The organism is Flavobacterium lotistagni (assembly GCF_011392125.1).
Taxonomy (GTDB): Bacteria; Bacteroidota; Bacteroidia; order Flavobacteriales; family Flavobacteriaceae; genus Flavobacterium; species Flavobacterium lotistagni.
In genome coordinates this window covers 1-15,328 of record NZ_JAAJBU010000017.1, presented here as the reverse complement: position 1 = coordinate 15,328, position 15,328 = coordinate 1, and the positions used below count along the sequence as shown (strand labels likewise).

The following is a 15,328-nucleotide window of genomic DNA, read 5'->3' as shown; positions in this document are numbered from 1 at the left end:
AACGCAAACTAAACTTGAAAGTTGGAACGTGAAAATTGGAATAAATAAGAAAACCGCTTGGTAACACTGGCTAAATTCCATGGCTAATTTTCCGGTAAATTGTTCGTTTTATTTTCCTATTTTCGTTCTGTGCTAGTGGAGAAAACTCGGTTGTCAAACCGCCACGAAATCTAGCCAGAAACCGTTAACGGTCAGTTTGGAAAACCGGAACATTGAAGCTTAAATTGTACTGTTGGAACTGCATAGTTTGTTACAAACGAAACTTGAAAATTGGAGTTTGAAAATTGAAGTTGTAAAGCTAAACGGAAACGAAATCTGAAAATTGGAATGTGAAAATTGGAATGTGAAAATTGGAATTGCAAAACTAAACGCAAACGAAACCTGAAAATTGGAATTTGAAAATTGAGTTTGCAAAGCTAAACGCAAACAAAACTGGAAAGTTAAAATAGAAAAGCGAAACGCAAGTGAAACTTGAAAGTTGAAATAGCAAAAACTAAACGCAAACTAAACCTGAAAATTGGAACTTGAAAATTGGAATAAATAAGAAAACCGCCCGTTAACACTGGCTAAATTCCATGGCTATTTTTCGGTAAATTGTTCGTTTTATTTTCCTATTTTCGTTCTGTGCTAGTGGAGAGAACTCGGTTATCAAACCGCCACGAAATCTAGCCAGAAACCGTTATGCGTCACCATAAAAAACGCAACAACCGACAATAGATGACAAAAAGTAGCGACATACTTCTTGATAAAGAAATAAGAACAGGTGGTTTTTACGAACTTGCTATTCAAGTTTGTCATAGCATAGATAACGAACCAATTAGACATTACACCGAATTTATTTGGTCATTAGAAAATGTTATTGGACCTTTTGACGTAAATAATAATCCAATTCCAGTTGACATTGCAAATATTCAACATATTGGAGTTTTACAACTTGAAAATTATGCAATTCCATTTATGACATACAATATTCGGGAAGAAGAACCAATAGAAACTGGATTTAATTGGTTTGACATTTGTTTTTACGCCACTGCAATAGAAAAGGTATTTGGCGCCGAATATCAAACGTGGACAGAAAATCCAAAAGTTCCAGAACAGTTGAAAATGTTTTTTGCGAAAACCTTGAAAGAATTGTATAAAATCTATCCTTTTCAACTTGCTATACTTGACTATGAAGTTTCAGGACAATATTACTTGGACAATTTGAAAACTCCTTTAACATACGGTTGGACACCTTCAAGTTTTTTTGTTGGAAAAGACAACTACAAACATATCTCAAAAGACAACAGAAAATTTGTAAGTATAATTGAGGATATTTTCAATGAATAAAAAATGGCGAACGCATAACAGCCGCCACGCGATCATTGCTGGTTTTTTCTTAGCCTCTACTCCATTTTTCACGTAGAAATTCTATATTAGCGGAGAATACTCGGTTCGCTTTTCCGCAACGTCGCGTGGCGGCAAACCGTTACCGGCAAGCAATCCGCATACTGAATATTCAACGCTTTTGTTCGGGAAAAAAATTTAAGTTTGCTTTCGAAAAAGCTAAATTAAAAATGAAAAAGAAAATATTATTGACATTAGTAATAATGACAATGATTTCAAATCAATCACAAGCTCAATTCTCATATGGTGATAAATGGTACAATAATCCTCTGGGTTTTGAACCATTAAAACTTCACACTTCAATGGGTTTCATAGTTCCTGCAGTAGCAGTTGGTACTTGCTTATTGGTCACAAAGAAAAATCCTCAGTTGAAACAAAAAATTTCTGTATACAATGAAACCGGCCTATCTTGGGGATACAAATATCCAAATACTTTTTTGCCTCAAAACAATACAGGGATTAACTATCAGCTTAGAAAGTTCATGTCAGTCGGAGTTGAATTTGATCTTGTTTTAGCAAATGACAAGTTTAACTCAACTTACGGATTTGCATTGAGACCGTTTGCTAGATTTTATCCAATTAATAAAGAAAAATGGAGGCTTTATTTTGAATCAGGTGGTGGACTAATATATACATTGAAAGAGTTTCCAAAACCTACAGACCAAGACGGTCGATTAGGATTAAAACTAAATGGAATAACAAAATATGGAATTGGTTCAGATATTAACATTTCTAAATCATCAGCAATTATGTTTGGAATTAGACATATACACATATCTAATGGAAATGCTAAAGGAGAAGAGCGCAATCCATCGCATGACAGTAATGGATTTTTTATAGGCTTAACTCATGATCTATAAATAATGCCAGCCGGTAACACTGGCTAAATTCCATGGCTAATATTCCGGTAAATTGTTCGTTTTATTTTCCTATTTTCGTTTTGTGCTAGTGGAGAAAACTCGGTTGTCAAACCGCCACGAAATCTAGCCAGAAACCGTTATGAGTTATTTTAATGAACGTAATACTAAACAAATCACGATGAAAAAAGTAATTGCAATTGGAAGTCTTATTTTGATATTGCTGCTTACATTCTTCGCCTTGAAACCAAATGGTGTTTCTGAAAAATCTTGTCAAAAAGTTTCTGGTGTAGTTACTCAAATAAATGAAGGTGGCGTTAATGATGCTGTATTTAAGTTGGCTGGAAATGAAAGTTCATTTTATATCAATAGAGCATTGGAAAATAAATTTACATTAGATCAATTACAAAATGAGATTCTAAATAAAGAAGTTACAATTTACTTTGTGAAAAACTCATCTTTTCTCAATCCTCAAGAAAGCCAACAAATTAGAAAAATGGAAATCGGAGAAGAAGCATTTTATACCGAATTCTAAAAAGAAAAACAACTCATAACCCTACCTACGCGAGCACCGCTGGTTTTTCCTAATTTCATGTCTGGTTTTCACGAAGAAATTCTATCTTAGCGGAGAATACTCGGTTCGCTAATTCCGCGCCGTCGCGTAGCTAGCAACCGTTGGCGGTAATGCAGCTCGACAGCCTGAAAAATTGGAACCGGAAAAATATTATCTTTGGAAAATGAAAGATAATCAAACAAACTGGACACCATTTCCGGACGATAATTTGCTCGGCTTAACCGACAAAAATCAAATCAATGAAGTTGAAGCAACCGGAATAGCAAATGCTGAACTTTTCATTTTTGAACTCGATACTGAAATATTAATATCGACTAGTTTGATTCTCGAAATCCACAAAATTGCTTTCGGAAAACTCTATGATTGGGCTGGAAAATGGAGAATTACAGAAGTTACTGTTGGACAACTTATTCCGCCAAAACCAACGCTAGTTCTTCAAGCAATGTATCAGTTTATTGATAATCTCAATTTTAAAATTTCAATCGCCAAAAATCGTAGCGAACATATAGAATGTTTAGTTTATGCTCACTACGAATTTATCAGAATTCATCCATTCAATAACGGAAACGGTAGAACTGGAAGGATTTTGATGAATATTGTTGCTATGAAATTTGGTTATCAGCCTTTGGAATTATATTTCCGAGAAGGCGAAAGCCGAAAACACTACATTGGAGCAATGAAAGAAGCTGATAATGGGAATTATGAAATGCTAACGCAATTAATTGGTGAAGAACTGATTTCCTTTTGATTCTTTTTCTTCCAAAATACCATTGATGATTTTTACAATCTTGCTTTTAGGAACTTGTTGATCTTCAAGCGACATAGTAGAAAACACAGTTTCAGTAAGAACTTTTGATAAAAAGCCTTTCTCTTTTAGTTGTGGATATTTCTCGTAGAATTTCATAACCGGACAAATGTATAAAAATAATTGTAGAAAATGCACAACCGCCAACACTTGCTACGCGAGCAACGCTGGTTTATCTTAGCTTCACGCTTGGTTTTCACGTTGAACTTTCTATCTTAGTGGAGAAAACTCGGTTCGCTTATTCCGCGTAGTCGCGTAGCAAGAAACCGTTGGCGGCTATTTTGCCGAAAACCTGAAATTAACAAGACTGAAAATGAAAAAAGGATTATTATTAGTTTTTGCTTTACTTATTACAATTACTTCATTCTCACAAAATGTAGTTGAATATAACGGAGAAAAAATAAATGCACTTGATGAAAACAATAACCAAACTGGAACTTGGAAATTGTTTGATGAAGAAAATAAAGTTTTAATTACTTGCGAATTCAAAAATGGGGAATATATTTCAAATACAAACTTTTATAAAGATTCGAAGTTAATTGCATCATATAATCATGATATTAACAAATTAGAAATATATAAGGATTCGAAAACGACAGTCTGCAGTTTTTATACAGATAAAGATAATATAACATATCTTATTGGCGAAAACGGAAAACCAATCGACAAAGAAATACAAAAATATTATGTTTTTGGCGCTGGTGAAGTTATGTCAAAATTCTATGGTGGGAATGAAAAACTTTACGAGTTTATTGGTAATAATTTTAATAGCAATGGAAATAAAGGAAAAGTAGTAGTCAAATTCCGAATAGATCAGAAAGGATTTGCTAGCCAAGCAGAAATCCTAAGTTCGACAAATGATAAACTAAATGATGAAGCAATTAGAGTAATCAGTATCATTCCGCGATGTCAACCAGCTTACCAACGTTGTAGATTTGTGAATTCTTCATATTCAATTCCAATCAACATAAAATAAAAAACACCCGCCAACCGCGTGCAAAATTCATGGCTGGTTTTGTGGTAATTGAACGTTTATTTTTCCTATTTTCGTTTTGTGCTAGTGGACAAAACTCGGCCGTCAAACCGCCACGAACCATGCACGCAAACCGTTATGTGTAACCCTAAAGACCGACCGTGAGACTACTAAAAGTTACTTTGACAATCATACTTTTCTGCCTGCTGACAGTTTTGACACAGGTGGGTGGCCTTGTTTACCTACTTTCAATTTTGACACATAAATTGACCGACAAGTGGACAAACAACAAGTATTTAAAAGCGACTTATCGGTTTACTTCCTTTCTGACACTTTATTGCTTGACAACTTTTTTAATAGTTCCAGTAATTGCAAAGCCATTTGGACGTGTGCCACTTCCGTTGACAGAGACAAATTATCTGCAACCGTTAAACATTTTGACTTGTTTTCTCAATCGCAATTACGTTAGACCTGAGTTAAAGCAAACCGCATTTGAAGTTGCAACCAAAATGAACGACAAATTCCCAGGGACAACTACAAACTATTTGGATGCAAACTTTCCTTTCATTGACAAGTTTCCTCTTATTCCTCATCTTAGCCACAATGACGGTAAAAAACTTGACCTTTCATTTTGCTACCGTGACACCAAGACAGGCGAACCGACAAATGAATGTCCATCATTTATTGGTTACGGTATTTGTGAAGAGCCACGACCAGACGAAAAAAACACCGCTGACTTTTGTGCTTACAAGGGATATTGGCAGTATAGTTTCTTGACTAAAGTTATTTCGCAGGACAGCAAAAGGGACTTTACATTTGATAGCGACAAGACAAGAGAGTTAGTAAATCTTTTTGCGACACAGCCTACCATTGATAAAATATTTATTGAGCCACATTTAAAAACACGCTTAAATTTAATTTCTGACAAAATCAGGTTTCACGGTTGCCAAGCAGTTAGACATGACGACCACATTCACATTCAACTCAAATGACAGAGAGAAGGGCTACACATAACAGCCGCCACGCGATCATTGCTGGTTTTTCTTAGCCTCTACTCTATTTTTCACGAAGAAATTCTATCTTAGCGGAGAATACTCGGTTCGCTTTTCCGCAACGTCGCGTGGCGGCGAACCGTTATGTGCAACCCTAACAGACACTATCAATAAAATGAACAGAATATTATACATAGTACTTCTTGTAATTTTATTCAACTTTTTGACAAGTTGCAACGGACAGACAAATTCTAACGCTGTACAAACATCAAAAACCGGAACAAGAGAACTTGTAGGCGGTGGTTGTGATGGTTGTGAATTAATGTATGTTGGTATGCCAACAAATATAAATTCTGTCGACACGAGCGCAGGTTGGGCAGAAAAAGGGCAGAAATTGTTATTAACAGGAAAGGTTTTTAAACTTGATGGAAAAACACCTGCCTCAAATGTAATCGTTTACTATTGGCAGACAGACAACAATGGCTTGTACTCACCCAAGCAAGGAATGGACGAAAAAGCAAAACGACACGGACACATTCGTGGTTGGGTCAAGACCGATGAAAATGGCAAATATTCGATTTACACTATCAGACCTGTACCCTATCCAAATGATACAATTCCTGCGCACATCCATACTTCAATCAAAGAGCCAAACATTGACAACGAATATTACATCGACGAATTCGTTTTTGATGATGATAAACTCTTGACAGGCGAAAAAAGAAAAGCACTTGAAAATCGTGGTGGCAATGGAATTTTAAGAGTTCTACTAAAAAACGATTTACAAATCGCAGAACACGACATTATTCTAGGTTTAAACATCCCTAATTATCCAAACTCAAAAAAAGATGAATTGCAATCAGGATTAAATATTGGTGAAGATCAACCTTCATTTATTCCATTCCACGCCTTTGGACCAGATAAAGGAACAAGAACTTGCCCTGTTTGTAAATATGGACGTTATCACGGAATCGTATATTTTGTTGGCGACAATCCAAATTGGGAAGACATCAAAAAATGGCTTAGACAGTTAGACAATGAAAGCTTATCAAGAGAAAAATATCTTAAAACATATTTTGTTTACGGAAATTCAAAAAATTACAACAAACAGAAACGACAAACAGAATTAGAGAAAATTGGAACGGAATTAAATCTTCAAAAAATTGCATTAACTTTTGTTCCTTCATTCACAGACACGGAAAGTGAAGCAAACCTTAACAACATTAATTCAAGTGTGGAAAATACAATTATATTTTACAGACACAGAAAAATAGTTGACAAGTACATAAACCTAAAACCAACCGAACAAAACTTTAAACTCATTGCCGAAATACTTGACCAAACAAAGGGAAATTATTTTGATTTGAACGAACCAAAACACGAATGAACAAAAGGGATGCACATAACCGCGGTCTTGTATAATGGCTGGTTTTCCCTAGCCGGACGCTTGGTTTTCACGTAGAACTTTTTACGGTAACTATATACAACTTTGCAGAAAATAATTGAAAAATAATTTGTTTTACTGCAATTAACTTCTATCTTTGTGTCAGCAAAAAGATAGAAAACATGTTTAATAAAGAAGTAAAATCAGTTTTAGACCTTATCCAAGCTTTCCCAACCGAGCAATCATGCATCGAGCATTTGGAATTGATTAGATGGAACGGAAACGTTGTAAGCCCTTTCGATGCTACATCAAAAGTTTACAAAACTAAAAACGGTTATCAGTGCAAAAATACTGGTAAAAACTTCAACGTAAAAACAAACACAATCTTTGACAATACTAAATTGCCTTTGATTAAATGGTTTTTAGCTATCTGGATTGCAACTTCTCACAAAAAAGGTATTTCTTCATTACAACTAGGTCGCGACATTGATATAACTCAAAAATCGGCTTGGTTCATGCTTCAAAGAATCCGTCAATGTTTCGGTATCGAAAACGACAACCAATTAGATAACGAGGTTGAAGTTGACGAAACTTTTGTAGGTGGTAAAGAAACCAACAAACACGCTAACAAGAAATCAGTAAACCCACACGCAGGCGATAAAGCTATTGTAGTTGGTATGGTTGAGCGCGGTGGGAAAGTAAACGCAAAGCAAGTTGACGACAGAACCGTTAAAACGTTGACTAACGAAATTTTAGCAGCGGTTAATTCTGGCGCGACTATCTATTCTGACGAGTGGTTAGGCTACAATAAATTGCGTAGAATTTACGATCACAGCGTAGTAAAACACAACGCGCACCAATACGTTAATGGTCGCATCCACACAAACACAATCGAGGGCTTCTGGTCATTATTGAAACGTGGTATTTTCGGAATCTACCACTTCACATCTAAAAAGCACTTACAACTTTACGTTGACGAGTTTGTTTTTAGATACAATAGCCGTAATATTACATCAAACCAAAGATTTGATTTGATGCTTGGAAATATAGAAAATAGATTAACTTATAAAATGTTGATTGGATAATGGAAAAATTAAAAGCTACACACGAGGGTACATTAAATATTGGCGGTGCTGACCTAGAAGTAGCCGTTTTAGAAGACGGAACAAGAGTTATAACACAATCCGCTGTTTTCAAGGCTTTAGACCGTCCTGTGCGAGGAAATGCACGTTTGATCAATATGCCTGTTTTTATGGATGCTCAGAACCTCCAGCCCTTTATTTCAGAGGAGTTAATGGCAGTGATCAATAAAATTGAATATATCGGTGTAAACAATAAAAAACAAGAGGGATATGATGCCACTATATTGCCTTTAGTTTCAGATTTATATTTAAGGGCTCGGGAAGCGAAAGCGATAAAATTACCCTCACAAATGGAAACGGCACAGAAAGCCGAAATACTTGTAAGGTCATTAGCGAAACTTGGTATTACGGCTTTGGTAGATGAAGCGACAGGTTATCAATACGACAGAGAGCGTTTTGAACTACAGAAGATTTTAAATGCGTACATATCAGATGAAATATTAAAATGGCAGTTAACTTTTACAGACGATTTTTATAAGCAAGTATACAGGCTTTGGGGGCTTCCATTTATCCCAAAATACATAAAAAACAAACCATCATTTATTGGGAACATTACAACCAAATATATTTATGAGCAGTTACCAGCGGGCGTATTGGACAAAATACGAGAAAAAACAGGTAAAACTGCAAAAGGAAATTGGAAATATAAATGGCATCAAAATCTTACACAAGAGGTTGGGCGCGAACATTTAAAAAAGCAAATTATTGAGGTAACTTTATTGATGGAAATGTCTGAAACAAAAGCAGACTTTGAGAAAATGTTTCAGAAAAAATATAATAAGAGTGCCCAACTACAATTTGACTTCAAAGACGAGCCTGAGCCTTTGCCGAAATTGTCAGGGTTTAATAAAAACTTACAGCAAGGTTTAAATTTCGACCCAAATCCAACAAAAGAAAAATAGCGTTCTAAATAAGATACCTGTATTTACTCTGTTGAACCGATACTAATTTAGAATTGTTCTTAATTTTTATTACATATCTTTGTATTTCAAGTTTTAAACCATTTGTACAAAAAAAATAGCAAATTGAGCAAGGAAGTAAAGTGTGATCAGACACTTTTTGCCAACCTATGACAAATACAGAAAGTAAAAAAAGTTATTCCCCATTATTTAAGAGTAACAAAACAATGCTCAATGCTAAAGTACAAACCCCTCAGTCCTGACTGGGGGGTTTTAATTATCAGTTCATTCTGATAGTGGCTGAATAGTCCTAGATGGGCGGGGCTATCGGCTTATAATAAACCAGCCCGCGTACATTTTGTGCAAATGGATTCTCACTTAAAACTTGAGAACGGAATTTGGTATAAATTAATCTTCAGATACTCTGTTCTGATCAACGGAGTTAGAAGATATGCCAAGAAAGGGAGACCTTTTCCTTTATGGGTTCCGGTATTTGACATCCTATAATATAGGATGTTAGGTAGGCGCTGAGCAAGCGGGGAATTAGGAGCTTTCAGGGGCTCCTTTTTTCTTATAATAAAATTAATGTATATTTATCTCATATATTTGTTTTATTTAAAATTATTTTTATAACATTATAATATTAATTTATTTTGAAAGCGAACATACCGTCAGGCGCACCGTTGCCAAATTTTCATCGCTTTTAGTGTTTTACTTCAATACTCCCCGACGAACTGTAAACGTAAGGGTAAAACAGTATAAACAGCAATCCCCGACTGATTGAATTTCGTATCGGTCAAAACTGAATCAACGGCTTAAAAAAATGATGTGTTTTAGCATCGAGATAAAAAGTTAGTCGTTACTGCAAAGTGATATATAGTTACCCTTTTTACCTTAGTGGAGAAAACTCGGTTCGCAAATCCGCCACTATACAAGGCCGCAAACCGTTAGGTGCAATTTTGTTGAAAATTTATACATCGAGTTAATATTCATAGATTTGACTTTACGTAATTTAGTAGCCACGCCAAAATCAATAATACCAGTTAAATTTGAAAAATAGAAATAAGCCCATAAAAAGCAAACTCTATAACAGAATTAGTCGAGCGGAGAGAGAAAGGAGAAATAAAGAACGAATTCGCCGAATACTACCTCACAATAATTTCAAAGAATATTACAGAGAATATATCGGGAGAGAAAGGCACTCTGAGACAATTAAGCCTAAAGATAATTTTGAATTACTTAAAGAACCCCAAGATGTAATCTCATTCGTTGAAATTTTGAAGTCGTTCAAATATAGAGATGATATATTGGAAGTAAAAATAAACCTCGATGACGTTAAAACGATAGATATTGGAGCACTTTCGTTATTGTTATCTTCTGTAGAAGAACTAAGTCTCAATGATAAGAATGTTTCCGGCTCGGTTCCTAAAAACAAAGATGCTTACGATTTTTTGGCCGAAAGTGGCTTTTTTAGGAATATTTCGAATCTTTCGAAACGTCTCAGTAATAGGATAGAAACAAATAAAAAAAAGAATCAAAACCTATTGTTAATTGGGTATCCAAGCACGAAAGGAAAAGGAAAATTAATTGGAGAGAATATTAAATCTGCAATGGGCGCTCTAACAGGAATTCCACAACATTATAGGGCAATATACACGCTTGTTATGGAAATGAATGCAAATTCAATCGAACATGCATACGAAAAAGATAAAAAGCACTGGGTTTTTGGTATCAATTATAAAGAGGAAGAGAATAAATTATACTTTACTTTTACCGATAATGGCTTTGGAATTTTAAAACAACTTGACATTCGTCTGGATAGAAGAGTAAAGGAGTTATTCAAACGTTTAGATCTTTCTAATGGGACTATGTTAAAAAATTTATTTGATAAAAAATACAATTCAAGATTTAAAACTCAAATAAATCGCAATAGAGGATTGCCAATTATTCAAAATAAAGCTGTTAATAGATCTGTTAATAATTTAATTTGTATCACAAACAACGTATATTTGAACCTTCAAACAAGAGATGATGTAAAACTGAACGGAGAGTTTAGTGGAACATTCTATTATTGGGAATTAGATTTAAAATTATTTAATGAAAATGCAAGAAATTTTAATTAAAGTTACAGACTTCACAGAATACCCAGATGTTCGGTATATCGAACAAGATGTTGATTCTGGAGAGCAATATTATTACGAAGTAATAAAGCCAAACTTTGCGAAAGCCTTGTCTGAAAACAAAGTTCTTGTTGTAGATTTAGATAATACCGCAGGATATGCGTCATCCTTTCTAGATGAAGCATTTGGCAACTTAGTTTATGATTTTGATTTTGACAAAATACGACCACATTTAAAAATTATCTCAACACAAGAACCAGATTGGATAGAAATCATTCTTGGAGAAATGCTGGACTTGTGGAATGCGAAGAAGATTGCAGGTAAGCCTAGAAAAGAGACAAAATGAAAATAATTTTTCTTTTACTTTTATTACTTTTTTATCTGATATACATCATAATAAGAAGTTATTTCAATATTGAACTTTCTGACACTCTTTCGATTATTTCAATAACTGTAGATATTGCAATGCCTCTAGTTATTGCCTATTATCTACAAAACAAATTTTTAATCCATCGATCATTAAAATCATATCATATTTCTTTATGTGATCAGATTTTGAATGACTATAAAATCTTCATTGATCAAATTATCAAAGGTGACTTTAATCGAAGAGAAATAAATAATAAATTCAAAAGTTTTTCGATTAGTTTCACTTTTATAGATTCAAGCAATCAAAAACGATTTAAAACTAATGTTAATCTTCAATCTCACAACCGTTCAATTCAAACACTTATAACAAATTCCCAAGAATTCAATACAACTGTTACTAATGGAAAGGTAAAACTCAGCAACAGTTCCTTATCACAATTATATATCGAATATGCTAAACTACTTGACGCAAATGGAGATTTAATTTTTGTATTAAATAAGTAACTCAAGTTAAAACTGCACCTAACCGCGGTCTTGTATAATGGCTGGTTTTTCTAAGCCGGGAAACTTGATTTTCACGTAGAACTTTTTACCTTAGTGGAGAAAACTCGGTTCGCAAATCCGCCACTATACAAGGCCGCAAACCGTTAACGGTCAGTTTGGAAAACCGGAACATTGAAGCTTAAATTGTAGAGTTGGAACTGCATAGTTTGATACAAACGAAACTTGAAAATTGGAGTTTGAAAATTGAAGTTGCAAAGCTGAACGCGAACGAAACTGGAAAGTTGGAATTGTAAAACTAAACGCAAGCGAAACCTGAAAGTTGGAACGTGAAAATTGAAGTTGCAAAGTTAAACGCAAACGAAACTAGAAAGTTGGATTAGAAATGCGAAACGCAAGCGAAACTGGAATGTTGGAATTGCAAAACTAAACGCAAGCGAAACCTGAAAATTGGAACGTTAAAATTGAAGTTGCAAAGCTAAACGCAAACGAAACCTGAAAATTGGAACTTGAAAGTTGGAATAAATAAGAAAACCGCCCGTTAACACTTGCTACGCGAGCAACGCTGGTTTATCTTAACTTCACGCTTGGTTTTCACGTTGAACTTTCTATCTTAGTGGAGAAAACTCGGTTCGCTTTTTCCGCGTAGTCGCGTAGCAAGAAACCGTTAGGTGCAATTAATCCCAGAACAACATACAGTATTAAAGTACATTATGAAAATAACCGAAATAGAGTTAAGAAATATTCGAGGTTTCAAACACCTTGAAAAAACCGCATTTTCTGAAAAAATAAATGTTTTCATTGGAGCCAATAACTCAGGAAAATCAACAATTTTAAATGTTATTTTCAATCTTCAACGTCAAAACACAATCACTAAAAATGATATTACAATTGGTGAAAATAGCGGTCAAATAGATTTGTTTATTACAGGAAATCATCCAAAAATTCCAACACCTACGTCGCCAAATTTATTATACAATAATCTGAGATTTAGTCCTGGCACAAACAGCTGGCAAATAAGAAATAAAATTAACCAAGCTGCCAATTTCGCATACATGCCACAGAAAGAGCCGAATAATTTAATTTATCCATATTTATCAAAAAGAAAAGCGGTTGAGTTTCAAGATCAAATAAATGAAGAACATACAAATTCAGTACTGGGTAATTTTACAAATCTATATTCAAAAATTGATCGTTTAGTTACTCCACAATTTCAGCCAGCTAACTCCCAATATATACAAGCCTGTAAAAACATACTTGGTTTTGAAATTTCAACCTTAGCAAGTTCAAAAGGAAAAAAAGCTGTGTACTTTGTCCATAATCAAGAGCACATCCCTTTAACATCAATGGGCGAAGGAGTTACAAATATCATTGGATTAATAACAGATTTATGTGTTGCTGAAAATAAAATTTTTCTAATTGAGGAGCTTGAAAATGACATCCATCCTAATGCACTGAAAAGCCTTTTAGATTTTATAGTCGAAAAGTCTGCAAATAATCAATTTTTTATCTCTACACATTCAAATATTGTAATGAAAAATTTAGGTGGCGTGGAAGGCACAAAAGTTTTTAATATTACATCCGAATTAAAAGACGAAACTAGACCCAATCTTTTTATTTCGTCTTTGCAAGAAATCCCAAACGATTATGAAGAAAGAAAAAAAGTGCTAGAAAGTTTGGGTTATGAATTTCACGACTTTGGATTATGGGCTGGATGGCTATTTTTAGAAGAATCTTCAGCCGAAGTACTTATTAGAGAATGGTTTATAAAATGGTATTGCCCAAGTTTAATAAACAAATTACGCACATATTCTGCAAATAGCTTATCCCAAGTAATCCCTAAGTTCGATGATTTTAATAAATTATTTGTTTTTCTACACTTGCAACCATTATATAAAAATAAAGTTTGGGTTATTATTGATGGCGGTGAAAACGAAAAATTAATATTGAATAATCTTCAAGAAGTTTATGGCAATTCCGGATGGAACAAAGAAAATTTTCAACAATTTTCGGAACATGATTTTGAAAATTATTATCCTGAGAGGTTTCAAGAACAAGTTCAAAATATTAAATCGGAAAAAGACAAGCAAAAGAAGCGAATGGGCAAGAAACAACTTTTAGAAGAGGTAAAAAAATGGATTGAAGAAAATGAAAAAATTGCGAAAGAAGAGTTTAAGACATCTGCAAAAGATGTGATACAAAAATTGAAAACTATTTCGAAATCTCTTTAACTGCACCTAACCCTACCTACGCGAGCACCGCTGGTTTTTCCTAATTTCACGACTAGTTTTCACGAAGAAATTCTATCTTAGCGGAGAATACTCGGTTCGCTAATTCAGCGCCGTCGCGTAGCTAGCAACCGTTAGTGGCAAGCTAAAAACACAGGAATAAATAAAAATGAAATATAGAATTGAAATACCTAAACCTTGCAATGAAAATTGGAGTCAAATGACTCCAACAGAAAGAGGAATGTTTTGTTCTAATTGCAAAAAAGAAGTTATAGATTTTACGCATTTTTCAAATTATGAACTTGCCAAAAGAATAAATAAGGAACAAAATATTTGTGGCCGATTTTTGCCTTCACAAATTAATACTGAATTAAATTTTTCAAATTCAAATAGAATTCAAAAACTTGCTATTTTTTTTGGTTTTTCATCTTTATTCTTAACATCACCTATTTTCTCTCAAATCCCAAAACCTAATATTGAAATCGTTGAAAAAGATTCAATCGAAAAAATAATTCCGCAAAATAACTATATAGAAATAAGCGGAATAGTTGCAGATAAAACTGGGCCGCTTCCTGGAGCAAACATCATCCAAAAAAATACTTCAAACAGTGTTCAGGCAGATTTTGATGGAAAGTTTGTTATTAAAATTCCTATCGAGGATTTTGAAGAAAAAGTCTTTTTGAGATTTCAATTTATTGGTATGAAAGAAGTTGAAAAACAGGTATTTAAAATTCAAAAGGAATTATATATTACATTACCAGAAGGTGAAGGTTTGACTGGAGAAGTTGTAATAGTTAAAAAGAAAAATATTTTTAGACGAATAAGTAACTTATTTAGATAATAGCCTGCCACTAACCGCGGTCTTGTATAATGGCTGGTTTTTCTTGGCCGGAAGCTTGATTTTCACGTCGAACTTTTTACCTTTAGTGGAGAAAACTCGGTTCGCAAATCCGCCACTATACAAGGCCGCAAACCGTTAACAGTCAGTTTAGAAAACCGGAACATTTAAGCTTAAATTGTAAAATTGGAACTGCATAGTTTGATGTAAACGAAACTTGAAAATTGAAGTTGCAAAGCTGAACGCGAACGAAACTGGAA

Annotated in this window: 15 protein-coding genes; 14 read left to right on the top strand and 1 reads right to left on the bottom strand. The window is 34.1% G+C overall.

Going from position 1 to position 15,328, the window contains the following annotated elements:
* Window positions 1-717 precede the first annotated feature (717 nt).
* The 4 genes from G4D82_RS13975 (at window position 718) to G4D82_RS13960 (ending at window position 3,565) form a co-directional block, all read left to right on the top strand.
* Window positions 718-1,329: a hypothetical protein gene (locus G4D82_RS13975; protein ID WP_166337917.1), complete on the top strand. Its 612-nt coding sequence runs from the start codon at window positions 718-720 to the stop codon at window positions 1,327-1,329.
* Between the two features lie 227 nt (window positions 1,330-1,556).
* On the top strand, window positions 1,557-2,246 hold the full coding sequence (locus G4D82_RS13970) for an acyloxyacyl hydrolase (protein ID WP_166337916.1): 690 nt from the start codon (window positions 1,557-1,559) through the stop codon (window positions 2,244-2,246).
* A 178-nt stretch (window positions 2,247-2,424) separates the two neighbouring features.
* On the top strand, window positions 2,425-2,778 hold the full coding sequence (locus G4D82_RS13965; RefSeq protein WP_166337915.1) for a hypothetical protein: 354 nt from the start codon (window positions 2,425-2,427) through the stop codon (window positions 2,776-2,778).
* A gap of 202 nt (window positions 2,779-2,980) precedes the next feature.
* Entirely contained in the window at window positions 2,981-3,565 is a 585-nt protein-coding gene (locus G4D82_RS13960) for a Fic family protein (protein WP_166337914.1), read from the top strand.
* On the opposite strand, the gene G4D82_RS13955 is transcribed toward G4D82_RS13960, so the two are convergent.
* A complete protein-coding gene (locus tag G4D82_RS13955; protein WP_166337913.1) occupies window positions 3,536-3,721 on the bottom strand; it encodes a hypothetical protein in 186 nt (61 codons plus the stop codon). The genes G4D82_RS13960 and G4D82_RS13955 overlap by 30 nt on opposite strands.
* Before the next feature lie 214 nt (window positions 3,722-3,935).
* Here G4D82_RS13955 and G4D82_RS13950 point away from each other — a divergent pair, with 214 nt between their 5' ends.
* The 10 genes from G4D82_RS13950 (at window position 3,936) to G4D82_RS13905 (ending at window position 15,071) form a co-directional block, all read left to right on the top strand.
* Window positions 3,936-4,598, top strand: coding sequence for an energy transducer TonB (locus tag G4D82_RS13950; protein WP_166337912.1), 663 nt, complete (start codon window positions 3,936-3,938; stop codon window positions 4,596-4,598).
* A 179-nt stretch (window positions 4,599-4,777) separates the two neighbouring features.
* Window positions 4,778-5,587 (top strand): hypothetical protein, encoded by an 810-nt coding sequence (locus G4D82_RS13945; RefSeq protein ID WP_235924364.1) that lies wholly within the window; start codon window positions 4,778-4,780, stop codon window positions 5,585-5,587.
* A gap of 175 nt (window positions 5,588-5,762) precedes the next feature.
* A complete protein-coding gene (locus G4D82_RS13940) occupies window positions 5,763-6,974 on the top strand; it encodes a dioxygenase family protein (RefSeq protein ID WP_166337911.1) in 1,212 nt (403 codons plus the stop codon).
* A 179-nt stretch (window positions 6,975-7,153) separates the two neighbouring features.
* A complete protein-coding gene (locus G4D82_RS13935; protein WP_166337910.1) occupies window positions 7,154-8,056 on the top strand; it encodes an IS1595 family transposase in 903 nt (300 codons plus the stop codon).
* The gene (locus G4D82_RS13930; RefSeq protein ID WP_207788180.1) at window positions 8,056-9,015 is read left to right on the top strand and encodes a P63C domain-containing protein; all 960 of its coding nucleotides are present in this window, start codon (window positions 8,056-8,058) and stop codon (window positions 9,013-9,015) included. The genes G4D82_RS13935 and G4D82_RS13930 overlap by 1 nt, the downstream gene beginning before the upstream one ends.
* A 1,046-nt stretch (window positions 9,016-10,061) precedes the next feature.
* A complete protein-coding gene (locus G4D82_RS13925) occupies window positions 10,062-11,135 on the top strand; it encodes a hypothetical protein (RefSeq protein WP_166337909.1) in 1,074 nt (357 codons plus the stop codon).
* The gene (locus G4D82_RS13920; RefSeq protein WP_166337908.1) at window positions 11,110-11,478 is read left to right on the top strand and encodes an STAS-like domain-containing protein; all 369 of its coding nucleotides are present in this window, start codon (window positions 11,110-11,112) and stop codon (window positions 11,476-11,478) included. The genes G4D82_RS13925 and G4D82_RS13920 overlap by 26 nt, the downstream gene beginning before the upstream one ends.
* Window positions 11,475-12,005 (top strand): hypothetical protein, encoded by a 531-nt coding sequence (locus G4D82_RS13915; protein WP_166337907.1) that lies wholly within the window; start codon window positions 11,475-11,477, stop codon window positions 12,003-12,005. Before G4D82_RS13920 ends, G4D82_RS13915 begins: the two co-directional genes overlap by 4 nt.
* A 710-nt stretch (window positions 12,006-12,715) precedes the next feature.
* On the top strand, window positions 12,716-14,233 hold the full coding sequence (locus G4D82_RS13910) for an ATP-dependent nuclease (RefSeq protein WP_166337906.1): 1,518 nt from the start codon (window positions 12,716-12,718) through the stop codon (window positions 14,231-14,233).
* Between the two features lie 166 nt (window positions 14,234-14,399).
* Window positions 14,400-15,071, top strand: coding sequence for a carboxypeptidase-like regulatory domain-containing protein (locus tag G4D82_RS13905; RefSeq protein ID WP_166337905.1), 672 nt, complete (start codon window positions 14,400-14,402; stop codon window positions 15,069-15,071).
* The last annotated feature ends 257 nt before the right edge of the window (window positions 15,072-15,328 follow it).

Coding starts and splice junctions, on each gene's coding strand:
- G4D82_RS13960 (WP_166337914.1), top strand. CDS start 2,981: ATGAAAGATAATCAAACAAACTGGACACCATTTCCGGACGATAATTTG.
- G4D82_RS13970 (WP_166337916.1), top strand. CDS start 1,557: ATGAAAAAGAAAATATTATTGACATTAGTAATAATGACAATGATTTCA.
- G4D82_RS13975 (WP_166337917.1), top strand. CDS start 718: ATGACAAAAAGTAGCGACATACTTCTTGATAAAGAAATAAGAACAGGT.
- G4D82_RS13950 (WP_166337912.1), top strand. CDS start 3,936: ATGAAAAAAGGATTATTATTAGTTTTTGCTTTACTTATTACAATTACT.
- G4D82_RS13920 (WP_166337908.1), top strand. CDS start 11,110: ATGAAAATGCAAGAAATTTTAATTAAAGTTACAGACTTCACAGAATAC.
- G4D82_RS13915 (WP_166337907.1), top strand. CDS start 11,475: ATGAAAATAATTTTTCTTTTACTTTTATTACTTTTTTATCTGATATAC.
- G4D82_RS13955 (WP_166337913.1), bottom strand. CDS start 3,721: ATGAAATTCTACGAGAAATATCCACAACTAAAAGAGAAAGGCTTTTTA.
- G4D82_RS13935 (WP_166337910.1), top strand. CDS start 7,154: ATGTTTAATAAAGAAGTAAAATCAGTTTTAGACCTTATCCAAGCTTTC.
- G4D82_RS13905 (WP_166337905.1), top strand. CDS start 14,400: ATGAAATATAGAATTGAAATACCTAAACCTTGCAATGAAAATTGGAGT.
- G4D82_RS13930 (WP_207788180.1), top strand. CDS start 8,056: ATGGAAAAATTAAAAGCTACACACGAGGGTACATTAAATATTGGCGGT.
- G4D82_RS13965 (WP_166337915.1), top strand. CDS start 2,425: ATGAAAAAAGTAATTGCAATTGGAAGTCTTATTTTGATATTGCTGCTT.
- G4D82_RS13940 (WP_166337911.1), top strand. CDS start 5,763: ATGAACAGAATATTATACATAGTACTTCTTGTAATTTTATTCAACTTT.
- G4D82_RS13910 (WP_166337906.1), top strand. CDS start 12,716: ATGAAAATAACCGAAATAGAGTTAAGAAATATTCGAGGTTTCAAACAC.